This is a genomic window from Halocynthiibacter styelae, assembly GCF_016123485.1.
GTDB classification, from domain to species: Bacteria; Pseudomonadota; Alphaproteobacteria; order Rhodobacterales; family Rhodobacteraceae; genus Halocynthiibacter; species Halocynthiibacter styelae.
Window position 1 is genome coordinate 241,285 of record NZ_JADCKQ010000001.1, and the last position, 18,234, is coordinate 259,518.

The following is an 18,234-nucleotide window of genomic DNA, read 5'->3' on the forward strand; positions in this document are numbered from 1 at the left end:
TGTCTTTCTTCACTTTTCGTTAAAGGGCCATATCATCGCGGTGGATCAAAGCCGCCCGCCCGTCATAGCCCAGTATTTCTGCAATCTCCTGGCTTTTATGCCCGGCGATTTTCTGTGTTTCTTCAAAGGAATACCCGATCAGCCCCATGCCGATCTGCTTGCCCTCTGTTGTCTTGATCTCAACCGGATCGCCGCGACGAAAACTGCCTTCGGCACCACGCACACCCGCAGGCAGCAGGCTTTTGCCAGAATTCAGCGCAGCAGCGGCCCCGGGATCAACGGAAATCACGCCCTGCGATTTCATAGATGCAATCCAGGCTTTGCGGGCGGCCTTTGGGGTGGTTTTAGGCATAAACCAGCTGGCCCGCGCACCATCAAACACCACCTGGATCGGGCGCAAAGCGCCACCATGGGTGATCAGCATGGTACAACCGGCCTGCATCGCGGTCTTTGCCGCCATGACTTTGGTTTTCATCCCGCCTTTGGACAGACCAGACACACCCTCGCCTGCGACAGATTCAATCTCAGGTGTAATTTCCAAAACAATTTCAAAATGTTTTGCGTCATTGTTAATGTGTGGGTTGTCAGAATAAAGCCCATCCACATCCGACAAAAGCACCAGATGATCTGCACCAACGGTCACCGCAACCTGGGCGGCCAGACGGTCATTGTCACCAAAACGGATCTCATCCGTTGCGACGGTGTCATTTTCATTCACAATCGGTACAGCACCAGCGGCCAGCAATTGCCCAAGCGTCGCCCGGGAATTCAGGTAGCGACGACGATCTGCACTGTCTTCCAGTGTCACCAGCACCTGGGCGGTGGTGATATCATGCACGGCCAGGGCTTCTTCCCAGGCGCGCGCAAGACGGATTTGTCCGACGGCGGCCGCAGCCTGCGCTTGTTCCAGCGCCAGCGGCCCTTTGGGATAACCCAACACATGCCGCCCAAGCGCGATGGAACCGGATGACACCAGAACCACCTGCGAGCCACGCGCACGTGCAGCCGCAACGTCTTCGGCAAGACAATGCAGCCAGGCCGCTTTCAGACGACCCGTCGCGCTGTCCACCAACAGCGCAGAGCCGATCTTCAGAACAAGGGTCTTTGCGCCGCTCAGCGCATCAAGACGGGTCTTCAGGGATGCCATGCCTCGGGCTCCCCTTCCTCCGCCTGTTTCTGACGTACGCGATCATCATCAATTTCTGCCCGTACAGACCGCAGAACTTCGGTCAGGCCCTGCTGGCTGACACCGGACATTTCCATGACCTTGCCACCGGAGGCCTTCTCAAGTGCCGCCAGCTTTTCCGCACGTTCTTCGTCGTCCAGCGCATCCACCTTGTTCAGCGCGGTCACCCGGGGTTTGTCCGCGAGATGGCCACCATAAGCTTCGAGTTCCCCGATGATGGTCTGATAATCCTCAACCACATCCTCCGACGTGCCATCAACAAGATGCAGCAACACAGCACAACGTTCAACGTGGCCAAGGAAACGATCCCCGATGCCACGGCCTTCAGACGCACCCGCAATCAGGCCCGGAATATCCGCAATGACAAATTCAACGCCATCAACGCCCACAACGCCCAGGTTCGGGTGCAGGGTTGTGAAGGGATAATCTGCGATTTTCGGACGCGCATTCGACGTCGCCGCAAGGAAGGTGGATTTACCGGCATTCGGCATGCCCAACAGACCAGCATCCGCAATCAGTTTCAGGCGCAGCCAAAGTGTCCGTTCCACCCCTTCCTGGCCAGGGTTTGCCCGACGCGGCGCCTGGTTGGTTGAGGATTTGAAGTGCAGGTTGCCAAAACCACCATTGCCGCCTTTGGCCAACAGAACGCGTTGACCGATCTCAGAAATATCCGCGATCATGGTTTCCTGATCTTCATCAAGAATTTCAGTCCCAACCGGCACTTTCAGGATAATATCATCGCCATCGGCACCTGTCCGCTGTGCGCCCATACCTGGAATGCCGCTTTTCGCAAAGAAATGCTGCTGATACCGGAAGTCGATCAGCGTGTTCAGACCTTCAACACCTTCCGCATAGACAGACCCGCCCTTGCCGCCATCACCACCGTTGGGGCCACCGTATTCGATGTATTTCTCTTTTCGGAAGCTGACACAGCCCCCGCCACCACCGCCGGAACGGATATATACTTTGGCAAGATCGAGAAATTTCATAGTGTGATCCTTTTGATCGGCGCATCTGGTGCCGTTTCTACAGGCGATAAAGGACAAGCGGCGCGGGTTCAAGCCGCACCGCTTTATTCCATGCAGAAAGCCTGTGATTTACAGGCCGTGTGCGTCAGTTACGGGGTCATTTTCTTAAGATAGGTCCAGGTTGCGACAGTTGCGTTGCGTGCAACAGAAAAGCTTTCGGCATCCCCGATGTATTCAAACCCCTGATTGGTCAGCACCCGTGCAGAGGCCGGATTGTCCTGAAACACGGAGGCAAACATCGTGTCACAGCCATGCGGATTTACGCTGAGGATGGCGCTGACGGCTTCGGTTGCCAGGCCCGTGTTCCAGAACGCAGGCGCAACCCAATAGCCAACCTCTGACTGGCTGCCGGAACGCGTGCCCATGTCCTGTTTCTTCAGGGCGATGGTGCCGATCACTTCCGCATGTCCCGAGTTGCTTCCATCAAGCACCCAGACATCTTCCGCGCGTTCCGGATCGGTCGCGCGGTCAATGAAAGCATCTGCTGCACCTGGTGGGTAAGGATGAGGAATAGACGTGGTATTGCCAGCCACGCGCAAATCCGCGCCATGCATCGCAATCAGCCCGGCATCAGATTTCTGCACCGGACGCAGGGTGAAGCGTTCAGTTTCAATAATCATCTGTTTCGCCGTGTTATCCATCGACGTACGGGTTTCCATCTTCATCTTATTATTCCTCCTGCGGATGACGCAGAATCCACGAAAGATCCGGTTAGGATCCCCCTCCCTGTGGCAGACAGCGTATTTTCCGTCCAATTGGTAAATATTTGGCAACGATTTCCGTAATCGCAAGGGGCAATCACGGAAACCTTATGCACATGTGGTATTTTTCGCAGCGTCATAACGCCTGTTCCCGCGTACGGGCAGCATGTTTTGCCCGGGCTTTCACTTTCCAGGGCGCATCACGTTCCCAGTCACCGGCCATGATGGAACCATAGGGCATGATTTCATCCACTACCTCAGCCAGACCAAAGCGATCCATCTGACGACGGACCTCAGCGGCACTTTTATAAGCCGACGGCAACTCTGAGATGTCGATATTCCCAGAGAAGAACCGCGCATCAATAGCTTTGGTTTCCTCAGCGAAGATCTCTGCATCTGTCTTGCCAGCCATACTGCGTTTATGCGCCGTACGTGACATATTCCGCCCGGCCCCATGTGGTGCAAAACCAAGGTTACGGTCGTTCACATCCGCGCGGATCAGCAGAACCGGTTCCGCCATGTTCAGTGGGACGATCTGCACCCCATTGGTATCAGGCAGAAAATCCACATTCACAGGTGTCGCGCCTTTGGCATGCCAGAAGATATCCCCGTCCTTAAATACGAAGTTATGTTCGTTCCAGAACCGTTCCTTCACCGATGCATCAGCGAATTCGACAGCCGCCTGATGCAGACAATTGTGGTTCGCTTTGGTCCACTTGCGGATCAACTGCAACGCCTCCCAATATGCCACACCTTCCGGCGCGTCATATGGGATCCAGGCATTTTGCTTCAAAACACCTTTAGACAGCTGCTTGCGGAAGCCTTCCGCCACGCGCATGCCCAGCTTATAAAGCCCCGCCCCCGGCCCGCGAGAGCCGTGGTGGGTCACAAGGCAGGTTGTGCCGTTGACTTTAGATGTGCCGACAAAGGCGAAATGGTTGCCGTCGCCCTGGGTGCCCATTTGTTCAATCGCCGCCCGCAGGATCTTTTTGTCGTTCAGAAACATATTGCCCCGGAAGGCATCATAAAGATCCATCGACATGGAATAACGCCCGCCATTGGCACGGCCACCAGGGCCAAAATGTGTGGCTTTATGCACGGCATCCAGCACAGCTTTCGGGTCGGCATCCTTAAATTCAGTCACCATGACCGAACAACAGATGTCAGCCGAATGCATCCCGGGATGGATCGCATTTTCAGCCGCTACAACACCGCCAACCGGGATTGTGCCTTCCGGCCCCGCAGGACAGGCATCCGGCATGACGGCACCAGACCGCAGTGTGGGCGTACACATCAGCACATCCATCGTAGCACGGACCTTGTCCAGATTGTCCTGTTCCGCATCGTTACCGGCTTCAAGGTTCAGCACATAGCCCGGGTTTTGTTGCAGCCCGATACGTGGCGCAGGCTTGTTCGCCGCGACCCATGCTTCGAGATCCGCGCCGCTCAGGCCCAGTTCATTCACCTTTTTCAGGGCTTCGCCAAGCGCGCGCCCGCCTTCAAACCCAAGATCAAGCAGCAATTTGCCCGTTACGGCCCCTGCAGTCTTTTCGGTAACTTCAACTTTAACAGTCATCTTTCTAGTCCATTTTTCCTCTTTAATTCTGAGATCCCACAGAATGTGGGGGTGAAATGGGCTGGTCCTTAATCCCTTTGGTCCTGATTGTTTTAAAAAAATCAAAAATCAAAAAACAAAAAGGGGACCGGCCCGCGCCGATCCCCTGATATCTTAAACCGTGTGAGGTTCGGCTTATTCAGCGGCCTCCGCAACCGGGAGAACTGAAATAAATGTACGACCTTTGAAGCCTTTTTTGAAGCTTACCTGGCCTTCAGTAACAGCGAAAAGCGTGTGATCTTTGCCTTCGCCAACACCTTCACCCGGCCACCACTTGTTGCCGCGCTGACGCGCGATGATGTTGCCCGGAATGACGGATTCGCCGCCATATTTTTTCACGCCAAGACGACGACCAGCTGAGTCGCGACCGTTTCTGGATGAGCCGCCTGCTTTTTTATGTGCCATTAGGTTCTCTCCTTAATCCGATTATTTCGCCAGCTCGGCAGCTTGTGCTACCCAGCCTTCACGCTCAATGCGGCCTTTGAACGACAGTTTTTCGTCCATGGCAGCGATATCGTCAGCATTCCAGCCAGCGATTTGTGCGAAAGTTGTTACGCCAGCTGCGTGCAGCTTTTTCTCAAGTGCCGGGCCTACGCCAGACAGTGTCTTAAGATCGTCAGCGCCTGCAGGTGCTTCTGCTTTTGCAGCTTTCTTGGCAGGTGCCTTTTTCGCTGGTGCAGCTGCTTCAACAGTAGCCATAGGAGCAGAACCAGTACCAATCGCAGCTTTAACGCCGGATTTGTCTGCACCGTTTTCCAGGATGTCAGTTACACGAACCAGAGTCAGCTTTTGACGGTGGCCTTTGGTGCGCTTGGAAGAGTGCTTCCGGCGGCGCTTTACAAAGTGGATAACTTTCTCGCCTTTGATCTGATCGATCACTTCGGCCTGAACCGCAGCGCCGTCAACGGTTGGGGTGCCAACGGAACCACCTACCATAAGAATCTCGTTGAACTGGACTTTTTCACCAGCCTCAGCAGCAATACGTTCTACGCGCAGGACATCACCTGACTGAACTTTATATTGCTTGCCACCGGTTTTCATAACCGCAAACATTTGATATTCCTTCGTTTTCCGCGTCATCCGGCCCATGGGTCTGCCCCCACATGTTTCTGCGTTACCGCACCTTAAACTGCGCGCCCCTTCGGGCGGTTGGTCATAAGAAACCCCGGACAAAATCCGGGATGAACCGCGCTTATCGGTGGGAATGGGATGAAAGTCAACCGCGCAAAGCCCTGATTTACTGCTTTATACAGGCGCTGTCTGGTTTTCTCTCTTTTGTTACCCTGCAATCCCAGGTAGGACAAGGGAACGATAAGGATAACACACCGAGGTCCGCGCATGCTCCCGATTAATCCGCAACAGATCCCTGCCCTTTACAAACAGGCCCTGGCCCTGAAAGCAAAAGGCGATGGCGATGGTGCGCGTAAGCTGCTGGAACAGATTATCGTCACCCGTCCGCAAACGGCCGAAGCGCATTTTCAACTGGGTGAGCTGTATCTGCTGGCACTGGATTTCCGCAAGGCCTCTGCAAGCCTCGCAAAAGCTGCAGCGATAAAACCGCGCGAAGGGGCAATCTGGATGCGCTGGACCGAAGCACTCATTCGCCTGAATGACACGGCCGAAACCACAACCGCCCTGAAACAGCTTGCGTCTTCCGGTCTGCCTGCCGCCACGCAGAAACAAATCGCCGCCCGTATGTCGGCCTCTGCCAGCAAAACGAAAGTAGACACCGGTGGGGTAAACCCGAAGGATCTGCAGGCCATCGTTGCCCGCCTTAATAAGGCTGATTTCACCGGCGCTGAAAAACTGATCCGTAACCTGCTGCGTAAGTTTACGAATGTTGCCCTGCTGCACAATATGCTGGCCACAGCCCTGATGGAACTCGGACGTCTGGAGGAGGCACAACAAGCCGCCCGCAAATCCGCCGCGCTTGACCGCAACTATGCAGAAGCATGGACAACACTTGGCGATCTCTGCCTGCGCCTTGGCCAGTCTGGTGAAGCCGTCTCCACGCTGGAACAGGCCCGCTCTCTCACACCGGCTGCGCCAAAAGTATTGCTGAACCTTGGCAAAGCGCATTCTGCCCAGGGCCACACCAGCCTTGCAATGGAAACGCTTGATCTTTGTCTGAAACATGATCCGAAGTCATCGGAGGCCTGGTTTGTGAAGGCCCGCATTCAGGCCGATATTCAGGATCATAAATCCGCGATGGAAAGCCTTTCGATGGCGCGCAAGCTGGGTCTTGATACAGTGCCTCTGGTCAATCTTGAGGCCAGCACGCTGAACGCCCTCAGCACGCCCGAAAAAGCCATTGATCTGCTGGATCGCGAAATCAAGCGCATGGCCGACAATGCCAGCTTCCACCGCACCCGTGCAACGATCCTGCAAAGCATGGGCCGTTTTGATGATGCCCGTGACAGCTTTCGCGCGGCGATCACCCTGGATCCGACCAATGGCCAGACCTATCGTTCTCTCAGTGCGTCGCATAAATTCACAGAAGGTGACCCGCTGATTGAGGAACTGGAAACAGTCTGGAACCGGATTGATCTGCAGGACGATGATCGCCTGCAACTGGGCTATGCACTTTCAAAAGCCATGGAAGACAGCAAGCAATATGAAAAGGTCTTCCCTTATCTCAATGCCGCCAGTGAACTGGTGCGCAAGGTTCACCCGTATGACGTCGATACCCGCCGCAAAGAAATTGATAAAGTAAAGACGATCTTTGCCGATTTTCAGCCCGACAACCATCCTCTGACCAGCAGTGATGAGGCTTACGCCCCCGTGTTTGTCACCGGTATGCCCCGGTCCGGTACAACGCTGGTCGAACAGATTATTTCGTCCCACAGTACAATGACTGGCGCGGGTGAACTGGGTCGTTTTTCACGTTCCGCGTTTGAGCTGTCCATGATGCCCACCAGCCCGGACCACGTGGATCACCTGACGCCTGAAAGTATCAGGGATCTGGCCGAAGATTATAAAACCTATATCTCCGAAATTCTGCCGGATGCGGATCAGATCACCGATAAATCCATTCAGACTTACCTGTTGATGGGACTGGTCTGGCTGGCAATGCCAAAAGCAAAAGTCATCGTTGTGCGCCGTGATCCCCGCGATAACCTGCTGTCGATCTACAAAAACCTGTTCCCTGAAGGACGTCATCTTTACAGCTATGATCTGGAAGATCTTGCGGCATATTATCTGATGTTTGATGAAATTATCGATTTCTGGCGCGATATCGCCCCGGACCGGTTCTATGAAATCCAGTATGAAGACCTGATCTCAGATCCCGAAGTACAAAGCCGCGCGTTGATTGAAGCAGCCGGTCTTCCCTGGGAAGATGCCTGCCTGAATTTCCACCAGAACAAACGCCGTGTTGATACATTGTCGGTCTTTCAGGTGCGCCAGCCAATGTATAAATCATCGATGGCAGCCTGGAAGCGCTATGAGAACGACCTGGCTCCGCTCATTAAGGGGTTGGAACAGTCAAGCTGATCTGGCCGACCCCGAAGTAACCACCATTCAGGCGATTGTTCCATCTCATATGGATGCAAATCCCTGAATTCAAACGGACACCCCTGCCCTCTGGTGCCGCGGAATTATCGTGCTAACCACGGGTTGGTTAGCCGGCATAACCCGTGCCCGTATAGTTTGAGAAACGAAAGCTAAACCATCGGATTTCCCCCGAAGGATGGTAGGCATGCCCGACAGCATGACGCCAACTAATCGCCATCATTGCGATGATCCGGCCTGGTGTAAGCAAAATTTAACTTCCCTGCTCTAGATCTGTGAAAATCATGCGGTGAAGATCTTTGATCCGGTCCGCAACGCAATTGCCGGAGGCCATATGAGCAGCAGTCACACAATTGAGTTACCCGCGCGTCTTGGAACCGGGGACGTAAAAGCGTTGATTGATGAACTCCGTACGACCGCTGATCAGGATCTCACTATTGATGCTGGTAAGGTTACACATCTGGGTACACTTTGCCTTCAGGCCCTGATCGCGGGTGCAAAAGCCCATGTCGCCAACGGCACAGATCTATCCTTCACAAACTCCGGAGAGGTTTTTTTGCAGCAGCTGGCGCTGTTTGGCCTCTCCCCTGAACTCATCCAGGGAGGCCTCGAATGAGCCTGAGAATTCTTGCGGTTGATGACAGTCGTACCATGCGTGACATGTTGAACCTTGCCCTGAACCACGCTGGTTTTACCACCCATCTGGCAAACGATGGTGAACACGGGCTTGAGGTTCTTGAAAATATGGACGAACCCGATGCCATTATCACCGATATCAATATGCCCAGACTGGATGGGTTCGGGTTTATCGACGCCGTGCGCAGCCAGGAAAAATACCGTGCCATTCCCATTCTGGTGTTGACGACTGAAAGCGCAGATACGCTGAAAACCAAAGCACGCAATGCTGGGGCCACGGGATGGATTGTAAAACCTTTCGATCCGCCGAAACTTGTGCGCGCCCTGCAACTGGTAACCGGATAAAGGAGTTCTGCAATGTCAGATCCTATGGCGGAAATTAAGGCTTCGTTCTTTCTTGAATGCGAAGAACTGCTCGAACAGCTTCAGGATGGCCTGAACCGTTTTGAGGAAGGCGACGATGACCCGGAAACGGTTAACGAAGTCTTTCGTGCCGTCCACTCCATCAAAGGTGGCGCTGGTGCTTTTGGGCTTACCGCGCTTGTGGATTTCGCGCATATCTTTGAAACGTCAATGGATGTTGTCCGTTCTGGTGAAAAATCGCCAGAAGCTGATGACCACAAGACCTTCCTGGTCGCAAGCGATATTCTCTGCGATCTTGTCGCCGCAAGCCGGGACGAAACCGATGTATCGCCTGAACGTATCGAAGAAAGTGTTGCTGCCCTGAAAGCCTTTCTTGGAGAGAGCGGCACAGACCCTGAAGAAGATGAGGTCGATCCGGCAGATTTCCAGCCCATGGGCGTTTCCATGACCTTGCCTGACGTTGGTAGCGCCAGCACAGATTCGGCTGGAGCAACCCAGATTTTACCAGATCTGTCAGCCCTCCCTGAAACCACACCTGAATCACAGGAATATCCGGGGAACACAAGTACCCAGAATGCAGTGCCCGGTACGCCCGGGTTCTCTATTCACTTTCGACCTGATCCATCTTTGTTCACATCCGGAAATGAACCACTTCATCTGCTGAAAATTCTTTCAGAACTGGGTGAAACCACAATCACCTGTCACTGTGACGAACTGCCTCCGATTGAGCAACTGGACGGTGAAGAAAGCTATCTGTCCTGGACAATCGACATCAGGACAACTCATTCTGAACAGGAAATCCGCGAGGTTTTTGATTTTGTTGAAGATCTTTGCGAATTGCGCATTGAATCTCAGGAAATCGCAACACCAGATGTTTTCGCACCCGAAGAACCGGCATCACAACCGCCTTCATTTGATACTGAACCGCCAACACCGCCAATACCAGAGGTTGAGACAACCGTTTCAAAACCAGATCCTCAACCGTCCGTCACTACGGCTCCATCAGTACCTGCTGTTGCCCCATCACAGCCTTCAAAAGGCAAAGAAACAACGGCAAAGCCTGCCAAAACCGGCGGTACGGTACGTGTGGAACTTGACCGGATTGACAGGCTGGTCAACCTGGTTGGTGAACTTGTTATTAACCAGGCCATGCTAAGCCAAAGCGTTGTTGAGGCAGGCATTGGAAGCGATCAGAATGTCGCCGCCGGCCTTGATGAATTCATGCAACTTACACGTGACATTCAGGACAGCGTTATGGCCATCCGCGCCCAACCTGTGAAATCACTGTTCCAGCGCATGGGGCGTATTGTCAGAGAGGCGTCTTCAGCAGTTGGGAAAGACGTACGCTTTGTCACATCGGGTGAAGCCACCGAAGTCGATAAAACTGTGATCGAACGCCTTGCGGATCCATTAACGCATATGATCCGCAACGCTGTCGATCATGGTCTTGAAAAGAACGAAGACCGCAAAAACAAAGGAAAATCCTCACAAGGTACCGTCAAGCTGTCCGCATCACATAAATCCGGACGTGTACTGATTGAAGTTTCCGACGATGGCGGTGGCATCAATCGACAGGTGGTCTTACGAAAAGCGATCGAAAAAGGTCTGATATCTGAAGGCAGCCAACTAACCGACAGCGAAATTGACAACCTGCTATTCCTGCCTGGTTTTTCCACAGCGGCCGAAATATCCAACCTTTCCGGACGTGGTGTCGGCATGGATGTCGTTCGTAATTCGATCACGGCTCTGGGCGGTCGAATTTCCATCACATCAGAAACTGACAAGGGCACGAAGTTTTCAATCAGCCTGCCACTCACGCTTGCTGTGCAGGATGGGATGGTCATTGAGGTCGCGCATCAGACATTGGTTGTGCCCCTCAACAACATTATCGAAACAATCACACTGACCGCTGACAATCTTCGGGAAATGGGACCGGCGACCACGGTGGTACAGCTAAGAGACGATTTCGTGCCGCTTCTTGATCTCGCGGTTGAGCTTGGCTTCGCGCCCCCCCGGTCTTCGTATGATGATTGCGTTGCGTTGTTGATTTCCCCCGAAGAAGACAGCATGGCAGCAGTCGTAATTGATAAAATTATCGAGCAACGGCAGGTCGTGATTAAAGGACTTCAGGACAGTTATGGCGCCATCTCCGGGATTGCAGCAGCAACCATACTCGGAGACGGACAAATCGCGCTTATCCTTGATGCAGGTGATGTCATCTCAAACGCAAGCGGGCGCACTCGCAACACCGTAGAAACCCTCCAGCTAACAGGAGCGATCGCATGAATGATGCGCTGCAAGACAATCCCGCTGACCTGACCGAATACCTGTCGTTCCGGATCGGTGCCCAGGAATATACCGTGGATATTATGTCAGTCCGGGAAATCCGGGGTTGGACCGAAGCCACACCTTTGCCCCACGCTCCTTCGTATGTGCGGGGGGTAATCAATCTTCGTGGTACTGTCCTGCCTATTATTGATCTGGCCGCACGACTGGGTTTACCCCCGGATACTGACAATGATCGATCTGTTGTAATTGTCGTGCAGCACAATTCTGAAACGGTTGGCCTGCTTGTGGATGCTGTTTCTGATATTCTGACAATCGCCCGGGCAGATCTTCAGACGCCTCCGGATATGGCAGCAGACAATCAACACCGCTTCGTCAGTGCTTTAATTATCGAAAACGAACGTATGATACGTGTTCTCGACCTGAACAACACCCTCACAACAACTGAGAACCAGGCCGCATGAATATTGAGCCACAAAACCTCACACGCAATGTCTCAGTGCGGATCAAGATGGGATCAGAGGAATTCCGACGGATTTCCAGTTTTGTGAAGTCCGAAGCAGGGCTTTTGTTTACCGAGCAAAAAGCCCCTATGATGGAATCGCGCCTGATCAAGCGATTGCGTATATTGGACCTTTCCAGTTTCAACGACTATTGCGACCTGATTGAAAATCCTGACGAAATACAGGAACGAAGCGAATTGATTTCTGCTTTGACAACAAATGTCACAAGCTTCTTCCGTGAACCGCATCATTTTGAAACACTTCGGACAGACGTCATTCCTCAACTGCAAAAGCGCATGCGGGAAGGTCATCCCATCCGTGTCTGGTCCGCAGGGTGCTCCCGTGGCCATGAACCTTATTCCATCGCAATGGAACTTCTTGCTGCCGACCCGGCCTTTTCGCAACATGATCTGATGATACTTGCCAGCGACATTGATCCGAAGGTGCTGCAAGTCGCCCGTCAGGGGATCTATGAGACAGCCGACTTACAATCGCTGCCGGAAGGTTTTCAGGAACGATTCTTCACAACATCAGGTGACAGCAACAGGATCGTCGCAAAGCTGCGCGAAATGATCCGGTTTAATCCGCTGAACTTGCTTCAGCCCTGGCCGATGAAGAGCCAGTTCGATATCATTTTCTGCAGAAATGTTGTCATTTACTTCGACCAGGCCACCCAGGATGCGCTTTGGCCCAAATTCCAGAACGCCACCCGAAAAGACGGTTGGTTATTTATCGGGCACTCTGAACGCCTGACAGCTGCGGCTGCGCCGCAATATGCCAGCGTTGGCATGACGACTTATCAAAAAACATCCTGATATCATCTGCAACACCGGAGAACCCCTAATGTCGCTGCGAGAACAAATTAGAATAATGGTTGTTGATGATATGTCCACGAGTCGGGGTCTTATTACCCAGGCCCTTGACGAATTCGGCGTCAGAGATGTCACAGCTGTTTCCGACGGTACTTCTGCTTTGGAAGCCTTTCAAAAGTATCCGGTTCACCTGATTATTTCTGATTACAATATGCCAAATATGGATGGATTACATCTTTTGCACGCACTTCGTAGCAACGAACATACACGCAACGTTGGTTTCATCCTGATTACTGGCCGCGCAGATCGTGCCGTAATTGATTCAGGAAAGCAGTTGGGAATGAACAACTTTTTAAAGAAACCCTTCACACCACAAGAGCTGAAATCCAGTATTGAAGCTGTGGTTGGCCGTCTTTGAATGCGCCCGCCTGTCACTAAAGCAGCGCCACGGATGACATCCGAGATGGAAGATGAATTCCGGCATGGGGATGAACTGTCCCTCAGCACGGTTTTTGAAAACCTTGCCGCTGCACTTGACGGTCTGGCTGACCTGTGTGCCGTTATCCAGTCGGACATCGGTGGCTCGGTATCCGGGCTTGGTGATTGTCCTGAAGGGTTGGTTTCACATCTTCAGAACATCGACCGGCTGCAGCAGAACCTTGAAGATCTGAGCACATTCCACAACACATTTTCCCGCCTGGATATATCACATTCCCTTAGCTGGTCTGACCAGGAGTTTCTGGGGCGCTATATGGTTCTTTCAAGCCTCAAATCAAGAATATTTCCAGTCAGCCCGGAAGACATGCATCAGGAAAAGTCAGGCGTTTTCGACCTTTTCTGAAACTGTGTCCTGGACAGATCCCGATATAGTTTTCAATCGTCTGAAGACATCGTTTCGATCAGTCGGGTTTCCAGAAGTTGCCCGTTTTGATACAGGATTGGATAGGCTACAGCGGCAATATGGCTGTTAAATTCCCGCAGGGATCGCAGTGTTTCCAGGTGTACATCTGAACTTTCCAGGCTTTCGCTGTTACCACTTTGCAAACGTTTCAGGTGTTTTTTGCGGCTTTCACGTTCTGCGCGTTTAATCTCGGTTTTTTCAAGGCTCAGAAGTCGGGCGCTTTCAAGGTCGTCGGAAATCAATACGTTAGATGCCAGACGCAGATTCTGAGAGATGCATTCGTGCATGCGCGTCAGTTCTTTCCAACCTGCAGAAGAAAATCGCAGATCCTCTTTGCGGATCGTATCTGCAAGAACCATCAGACGGCGTGCAACGACATCGCCGGCAGTTTCAAGACGAATGGCATATTCCATCAGGTCGCGGGCCGCTTTGGTGTTTTCCTTGCCGTATTCCTCGGTTGGAATGGCAGCGACAAAACTGCGTATCCCTGAAAGACAGGCGTTCACCTCTGAATCTGCATCGCGAATTGCACGGATCTGATCGCGGTCACCCGATTTATAAGCGTTTAACACCGGGCGAAACATCCCGTCCACCAGGTCTGTCATGCGCAAGAGTTCGCGCTTCAGACTGGCAAGCGCCTGAACCGGGGATCCGACAGCATCGATATCAAGAGCAGATCCCGGACGACCCTGCCCCGGTGTTTCGTTCTGCCCGGCTTCATCCGGAAGACATTGCTTCATGACACCGGCCAACGGCCTGCAGAACGGCAGTGCGATTATCAGCAGGCTTGCGTTAAAAGCCAGATGCGCATTGACCAGCATCTGCCCGCCTTCTGGCATGGCAATAACGCCAGAACGGAAGACCAGCATCGAAAGCGCAAGGGCAACCACAGCCCAGGCCCCACGCAGGAAAAGGTTCGCAAGCGGGATACGGCGTGCCGTGTTTTCCATCCCCCGGGACAGCCAGACGGGAATAAACCCACTGCCAAAATTCGCGCCAAGTACCAGTGAAAGGCCCGCAACAAAGGGGATCGCGCCAATATCAACAAGCGTCACGCACATCAGAATAGCCGCAACAGAGGAATGCATCACAAATGCCAGAGCGGCCCCAACAAGGAATGCTGTGATATAATCACGCGCCAGATACCCTGCAATCGCAGGCAGAAATGAACTGTCACGGATCGGATCCATGGCCTCGCGCAGGAAGCGCAGGGAAATCAGAATAAACGCCACGCCCATCAGAATTCGGCCGAACTGACGCAGCTTGCGCCCTTCGGTTTTGACAAACAACCAGCCCCCGACAGCAAGAAGCAGCGGCACAAGCCAATCAAGACGGAATGACAGGATCTGAATGACAAGAGCAGATCCCAGATCTCCGCCCAGAACCATAGCCAAACCGGTTGTGAAGGTCAAAGCGCCACTTGCGGCGAAGCCTGCGGTCAGCAATGCGACCGCTGCTGAACTTTGCAAGACCACCGCCATGGCAAGACCTACGGATGAGGCTTGCAAGGGGTTGCTCTGTGAGGTCATCAGACGTTGAAAAGACGCACCATAAGCCCGTTCAATCCCGGTACGCACCATCCGGACTGCGAAAAGCAACAGCATGACTGCGCCAGCCAGTGATGTCAGAAAACTGATAATTGCCATATTCTTACGCCTCGATCCTTACGTAAACTTCCTGAACCCGATCAACCAGCTATGGCACAGTATATCCGTCCTGCATGCCGTTTGCGTTAACGGATAATTGCGCATGAAAAACAGACAACCGTCGCCTAAACAAGCAAAAACGCCTGAAAAACACGTGAAAGGACAAAAAACAGGCAGTTCATGCGGCAATATTGCGGTTGTCATGGCAGATCAGCCATGTCACTTCCCATGTGTAACCGCCCATTTGGATGCTTCAATGTCCCTCACCACCCCCGGCACAACCTGCGATCACATCAGTGAAGACGCGCCAATCAGCAAACGCCTGCTGCAGCATGACACACTGATGACGGCGAAACTGACCGAAGTGTTCGGGGAAATGATTGCGCATCAGACGGATTTTCTCGACGGGGACGACACGTTTACGCGCCGCTCTACCCTGCATCGTCAGGGCCACAGCGCAACCATTCTGAACGCCCGCCTGATCATTCGCAAAGCGTCCCTGCCCGATGGTTTTCTTGAAAACCTGCAGCGGACCGAAATTCTGTTCGGGCAACTTCTGATGAACCACGGGATTTCTGTGCAGATGACGGACAGGAAGGTTTATACAGTTAAAGACGCAGATCAGATCCGCTGGGGGCGCCAGTTACAGATGTTACGCGCGGACAGCGGTGATCTGCTGGCAATCATCGAAGAACTGCTTGTGCCCGAGGCAGAGCTTCTCAGGATCATTCCCTGACGCCCTGATAAACCAGAAAAACGGAAGTTTCTGCCCTTTTGGGGAAGTTTCCGCTATGATTACCCGTAAAAACAGGTTAGAGGCGGCCCCTGGCCCGCCTCCCGGCCGCTGATACCCACAGATGGATGACCCTCTTGAACCCTGCTCTGACAAAAGCGCTTGCTGCGCGCGGATATGAAACACTCACCCCTGTACAGGAAGCCGTGAGCGATCCCGCGCTGAATGGTCAGGATCTTCTGGTATCGGCGCAGACCGGTTCCGGTAAAACGGTTGGTTTTGGCATCGCCATTGCCCCGACTTTGCTTGGCGAAGAAGAAAGCTTTGATCGCGCTGGCGCTCCGCTTGCCCTGATCATCGCACCAACCCGCGAACTTGCTATGCAGGTCAAGCGCGAGCTGACCTGGCTTTACGGCACAGCCGGCGTACAAATCGCATCCTGTGTTGGTGGCATGGACAGCCGTGATGAACGTCGTGCCCTGGCACGTGGTGCCCATATTGCCGTTGCGACCCCAGGCCGTCTGCGTGACCATATTCAACGTGGCGCGATTGATCTCGATGACATCCGCGCGGTTGTGATGGATGAAGCCGATGAGATGCTTGATCTTGGCTTCCGCGAAGACCTTGAATACATCCTCGAAGCCTGCCCTGAAGATCGTCAGACGCTGATGTTCTCTGCGACGGTTCCGGCTGCGATTGCCAAGCTTGCAAAGAACTTCCAGAAAGATGCGCAGCGCATCATCACCAAAGCGGAAAACAAGCAGCATTCCGACATTGAATATCACGCGGTTGAGGTCCACCCGGCCGACAGTGAAAGCGCGATTATGAACCTGTTGCGCCTGCATGAATCCCCAAATGCGATCGTGTTCTGTAACACACGTATTATGGTGTCACGCATGACGTCCCGCCTGTCAAACCGTGGCCTTTCGGTTGTGGCATTGTCCGGTGAGTTGACGCAGTCTGAGCGCACGAATGCCCTGCAGGCGATGCGCGATGGTCGTGCCCGTGTCTGTGTCGCAACCGATGTTGCAGCCCGTGGTATTGACCTTCCGAACCTTGATCTCGTGATCCACGCAGAACTGCCGACGGGATCTGAAACCCTGTTGCACCGTTCTGGCCGTACAGGTCGCGCGGGTCGCAAAGGTATTTCTGCGCTGATCGTACCAGGTAAGATGCGCCGTAAAGCGGAAAACCTGCTGAAATGGGCGAAACTCAATGCGAAATGGGTGGCAGCACCTACCGCTGACGAAGTCCGCGCTGCAGACAGTGAACGCCTGACCAACGATCCTTTGTGGTCTGATGTGCCGACTGACGCTGAAAAAATCCAGGCTGCCACATTGATCGAAGCCCATGAACCCGAAGCTCTGGCTCTGGCTGTTCTGCGCATGTATGCGTCTAAGCATTCTGCACCGGAAGAGATCCGCAAAGTCACCGCAGAAGCACCAAAAGAACGTAAACCGTTCGGCCCAAGCCGCTGGTTCTCTCTGGAACTGCCAAAGAATGAGCGTGCTGAAGTGCGCCGCATCCTACCTATGCTCTGTAAGGCTGGCGATGTATCCCGGGAAGATTTCGGCGCGATCCGTCTGATGGGCCCGCTGGCGTATATCGAAGTGTCTGAGGCTTCTCTTGAAGGCTTCATGAGCAATATCGGCCCGTCCCTTACGGTTGAAGATGGTGCGCAGCTGACCCTTTTGGACGTCGTCCCGGAAGAGGTTCTGAATGCCAAGAAACCAGAACGCAAAGGCGGTGGCAAATTCGGCGACAAGCGTGGTGGCGGCAAGTTTGGCGATCGACGCGAAGGTGGCCGTGACCGTGGGCGCGATGGCGGAAAGCCATGGGAAAAGCGTGACCGTGATGACGGTCCGCGTGATCGCAAACCACGTGCAAAGAAAGAATGGCAAGACGCCCCGAAAGAACGCAGCTTTGATGACAAACCGCGTTCCGATAAACCACGCGGTGAAAAACCCTTCCGTCCGGCACGTGATGACTGGAATGAAGGTGGCGAAAACAAGAAGAAGCCAAAGGCGCGTCCAGGCAAGCACGGGCACAAGCCGGCAAAACCAGGCGATAAACCTGCACGCAGCGGTGCTGGTGACGCGGGCAAATCATTCCGCAAACCCCGCCCGGAAGACAGCCGTCCTGAAGGTGTTGTGAAAGAACGCAAACCACGTCACAAAAGTGGCCCGACACCACCGACAGGCAAGCCCAACAGCAAGAAGAATAAGGCGCGCGCTGCGGAAAAGGGTGGAAATGCCCGCCCGACACGCAAGGGCTGAAATTAAGAAAGGCCGGTGATCAACACCGGCCTTTTTCT

At 53.5% G+C, this 18,234-nt stretch carries 17 protein-coding genes; 10 read left to right on the plus strand and 7 right to left on the minus strand.

The annotated features are described in order from the left end of the window. Positions 1–19: 19 nt before the first annotated feature. The 6 genes from proB to H1D41_RS01215 all read right to left on the minus strand — a co-directional run bounded on the left by proB (position 20) and on the right by H1D41_RS01215 (position 5,583). Positions 20–1,147, minus strand: a complete 1,128-nt coding sequence (proB, locus tag H1D41_RS01190; protein WP_228847191.1) for a glutamate 5-kinase — start codon at positions 1,145–1,147, stop codon at positions 20–22. After that, positions 1,135–2,175 (minus strand): GTPase ObgE, encoded by a 1,041-nt coding sequence (gene obgE / locus H1D41_RS01195; protein WP_228847192.1) that lies wholly within the window; start codon positions 2,173–2,175, stop codon positions 1,135–1,137. The genes proB and obgE overlap by 13 nt, the downstream gene beginning before the upstream one ends. A 128-nt stretch (positions 2,176–2,303) precedes the next feature. Then, positions 2,304–2,873, minus strand: a complete 570-nt coding sequence (locus H1D41_RS01200; RefSeq protein ID WP_394355377.1) for a GNAT family N-acetyltransferase — start codon at positions 2,871–2,873, stop codon at positions 2,304–2,306. A gap of 178 nt (positions 2,874–3,051) precedes the next feature. Continuing rightward, a complete protein-coding gene (locus tag H1D41_RS01205) occupies positions 3,052–4,491 on the minus strand; it encodes an RtcB family protein (RefSeq protein ID WP_228847193.1) in 1,440 nt (479 codons plus the stop codon). Positions 4,492–4,665: 174 nt separating this feature from the next. Continuing rightward, positions 4,666–4,935: a 50S ribosomal protein L27 gene (gene rpmA, locus H1D41_RS01210; RefSeq protein WP_107496022.1), complete on the minus strand. Its 270-nt coding sequence runs from the start codon at positions 4,933–4,935 to the stop codon at positions 4,666–4,668. 21 nt (positions 4,936–4,956) lie between these two features. Further along, positions 4,957–5,583: a 50S ribosomal protein L21 gene (locus H1D41_RS01215; RefSeq protein ID WP_228847194.1), complete on the minus strand. Its 627-nt coding sequence runs from the start codon at positions 5,581–5,583 to the stop codon at positions 4,957–4,959. Positions 5,584–5,868: 285 nt separating this feature from the next. Between H1D41_RS01215 and H1D41_RS01220 the strand changes: the two genes are divergently transcribed. The 8 genes from H1D41_RS01220 to H1D41_RS01255 all read left to right on the plus strand — a co-directional run bounded on the left by H1D41_RS01220 (position 5,869) and on the right by H1D41_RS01255 (position 13,481). Next, positions 5,869–8,022 (plus strand): tetratricopeptide repeat-containing sulfotransferase family protein, encoded by a 2,154-nt coding sequence (locus H1D41_RS01220; protein ID WP_228847195.1) that lies wholly within the window; start codon positions 5,869–5,871, stop codon positions 8,020–8,022. A gap of 352 nt (positions 8,023–8,374) precedes the next feature. Continuing rightward, on the plus strand, positions 8,375–8,656 hold the full coding sequence (locus H1D41_RS01225; protein ID WP_228847196.1) for an STAS domain-containing protein: 282 nt from the start codon (positions 8,375–8,377) through the stop codon (positions 8,654–8,656). Next, a complete protein-coding gene (locus H1D41_RS01230; RefSeq protein WP_107496027.1) occupies positions 8,653–9,021 on the plus strand; it encodes a response regulator in 369 nt (122 codons plus the stop codon). The genes H1D41_RS01225 and H1D41_RS01230 overlap by 4 nt, the downstream gene beginning before the upstream one ends. Before the next feature lie 12 nt (positions 9,022–9,033). Continuing rightward, positions 9,034–11,325, plus strand: coding sequence for a chemotaxis protein CheA (locus tag H1D41_RS01235; protein ID WP_228847197.1), 2,292 nt, complete (start codon positions 9,034–9,036; stop codon positions 11,323–11,325). Beyond that, on the plus strand, positions 11,322–11,789 hold the full coding sequence (locus H1D41_RS01240; protein ID WP_228847198.1) for a chemotaxis protein CheW: 468 nt from the start codon (positions 11,322–11,324) through the stop codon (positions 11,787–11,789). The genes H1D41_RS01235 and H1D41_RS01240 overlap by 4 nt, the downstream gene beginning before the upstream one ends. Beyond that, positions 11,786–12,643: a CheR family methyltransferase gene (locus H1D41_RS01245; protein ID WP_228847199.1), complete on the plus strand. Its 858-nt coding sequence runs from the start codon at positions 11,786–11,788 to the stop codon at positions 12,641–12,643. The genes H1D41_RS01240 and H1D41_RS01245 overlap by 4 nt, the downstream gene beginning before the upstream one ends. A 28-nt stretch (positions 12,644–12,671) precedes the next feature. Further along, positions 12,672–13,058, plus strand: coding sequence for a response regulator (locus H1D41_RS01250; RefSeq protein WP_107496030.1), 387 nt, complete (start codon positions 12,672–12,674; stop codon positions 13,056–13,058). A gap of 33 nt (positions 13,059–13,091) precedes the next feature. After that, complete coding sequence (locus tag H1D41_RS01255; RefSeq protein ID WP_228847200.1) at positions 13,092–13,481, plus strand: hypothetical protein; 390 nt, start codon at positions 13,092–13,094, stop codon at positions 13,479–13,481. Between the two features lie 32 nt (positions 13,482–13,513). Here the strand turns inward: H1D41_RS01255 and H1D41_RS01260 are convergent, their stop codons facing one another. Continuing rightward, positions 13,514–15,187 carry a Na/Pi cotransporter family protein gene (locus H1D41_RS01260; protein WP_228847201.1) on the minus strand — a complete coding sequence of 558 codons (1,674 nt, stop codon included), beginning with the start codon at positions 15,185–15,187 and terminating at the stop codon, positions 13,514–13,516. A 256-nt stretch (positions 15,188–15,443) separates the two neighbouring features. Between H1D41_RS01260 and H1D41_RS01265 the strand changes: the two genes are divergently transcribed. After that, the gene (locus H1D41_RS01265; RefSeq protein ID WP_228847202.1) at positions 15,444–15,923 is read left to right on the plus strand and encodes a hypothetical protein; all 480 of its coding nucleotides are present in this window, start codon (positions 15,444–15,446) and stop codon (positions 15,921–15,923) included. A gap of 125 nt (positions 15,924–16,048) precedes the next feature. Further along, positions 16,049–18,196 carry a DEAD/DEAH box helicase gene (locus H1D41_RS01270; protein WP_228847203.1) on the plus strand — a complete coding sequence of 716 codons (2,148 nt, stop codon included), beginning with the start codon at positions 16,049–16,051 and terminating at the stop codon, positions 18,194–18,196. Positions 18,197–18,234 lie beyond the last annotated feature (38 nt).

Excerpts from the sequence above, each read along its gene's own strand:
- proB (WP_228847191.1), bottom strand. The coding sequence starts at position 1,147 with ATGGCATCCCTGAAGACCCGTCTTGATGCGCTGAGCGGCGCAAAGACC.
- H1D41_RS01245 (WP_228847199.1), top strand. The coding sequence starts at position 11,786 with ATGAATATTGAGCCACAAAACCTCACACGCAATGTCTCAGTGCGGATC.
- H1D41_RS01225 (WP_228847196.1), top strand. The coding sequence starts at position 8,375 with ATGAGCAGCAGTCACACAATTGAGTTACCCGCGCGTCTTGGAACCGGG.
- H1D41_RS01255 (WP_228847200.1), top strand. The coding sequence starts at position 13,092 with ATGACATCCGAGATGGAAGATGAATTCCGGCATGGGGATGAACTGTCC.
- H1D41_RS01200 (WP_394355377.1), bottom strand. The coding sequence starts at position 2,873 with ATGGAAACCCGTACGTCGATGGATAACACGGCGAAACAGATGATTATT.
- H1D41_RS01265 (WP_228847202.1), top strand. The coding sequence starts at position 15,444 with ATGTCCCTCACCACCCCCGGCACAACCTGCGATCACATCAGTGAAGAC.
- H1D41_RS01220 (WP_228847195.1), top strand. The coding sequence starts at position 5,869 with ATGCTCCCGATTAATCCGCAACAGATCCCTGCCCTTTACAAACAGGCC.
- H1D41_RS01205 (WP_228847193.1), bottom strand. The coding sequence starts at position 4,491 with ATGACTGTTAAAGTTGAAGTTACCGAAAAGACTGCAGGGGCCGTAACG.
- H1D41_RS01230 (WP_107496027.1), top strand. The coding sequence starts at position 8,653 with ATGAGCCTGAGAATTCTTGCGGTTGATGACAGTCGTACCATGCGTGAC.
- H1D41_RS01240 (WP_228847198.1), top strand. The coding sequence starts at position 11,322 with ATGAATGATGCGCTGCAAGACAATCCCGCTGACCTGACCGAATACCTG.
- rpmA (WP_107496022.1), bottom strand. The coding sequence starts at position 4,935 with ATGGCACATAAAAAAGCAGGCGGCTCATCCAGAAACGGTCGCGACTCA.
- H1D41_RS01250 (WP_107496030.1), top strand. The coding sequence starts at position 12,672 with ATGTCGCTGCGAGAACAAATTAGAATAATGGTTGTTGATGATATGTCC.
- H1D41_RS01235 (WP_228847197.1), top strand. The coding sequence starts at position 9,034 with ATGTCAGATCCTATGGCGGAAATTAAGGCTTCGTTCTTTCTTGAATGC.
- H1D41_RS01260 (WP_228847201.1), bottom strand. The coding sequence starts at position 15,187 with ATGGCAATTATCAGTTTTCTGACATCACTGGCTGGCGCAGTCATGCTG.
- obgE (WP_228847192.1), bottom strand. The coding sequence starts at position 2,175 with ATGAAATTTCTCGATCTTGCCAAAGTATATATCCGTTCCGGCGGTGGT.
- H1D41_RS01215 (WP_228847194.1), bottom strand. The coding sequence starts at position 5,583 with ATGTTTGCGGTTATGAAAACCGGTGGCAAGCAATATAAAGTTCAGTCA.
- H1D41_RS01270 (WP_228847203.1), top strand. The coding sequence starts at position 16,049 with ATGACCCTCTTGAACCCTGCTCTGACAAAAGCGCTTGCTGCGCGCGGA.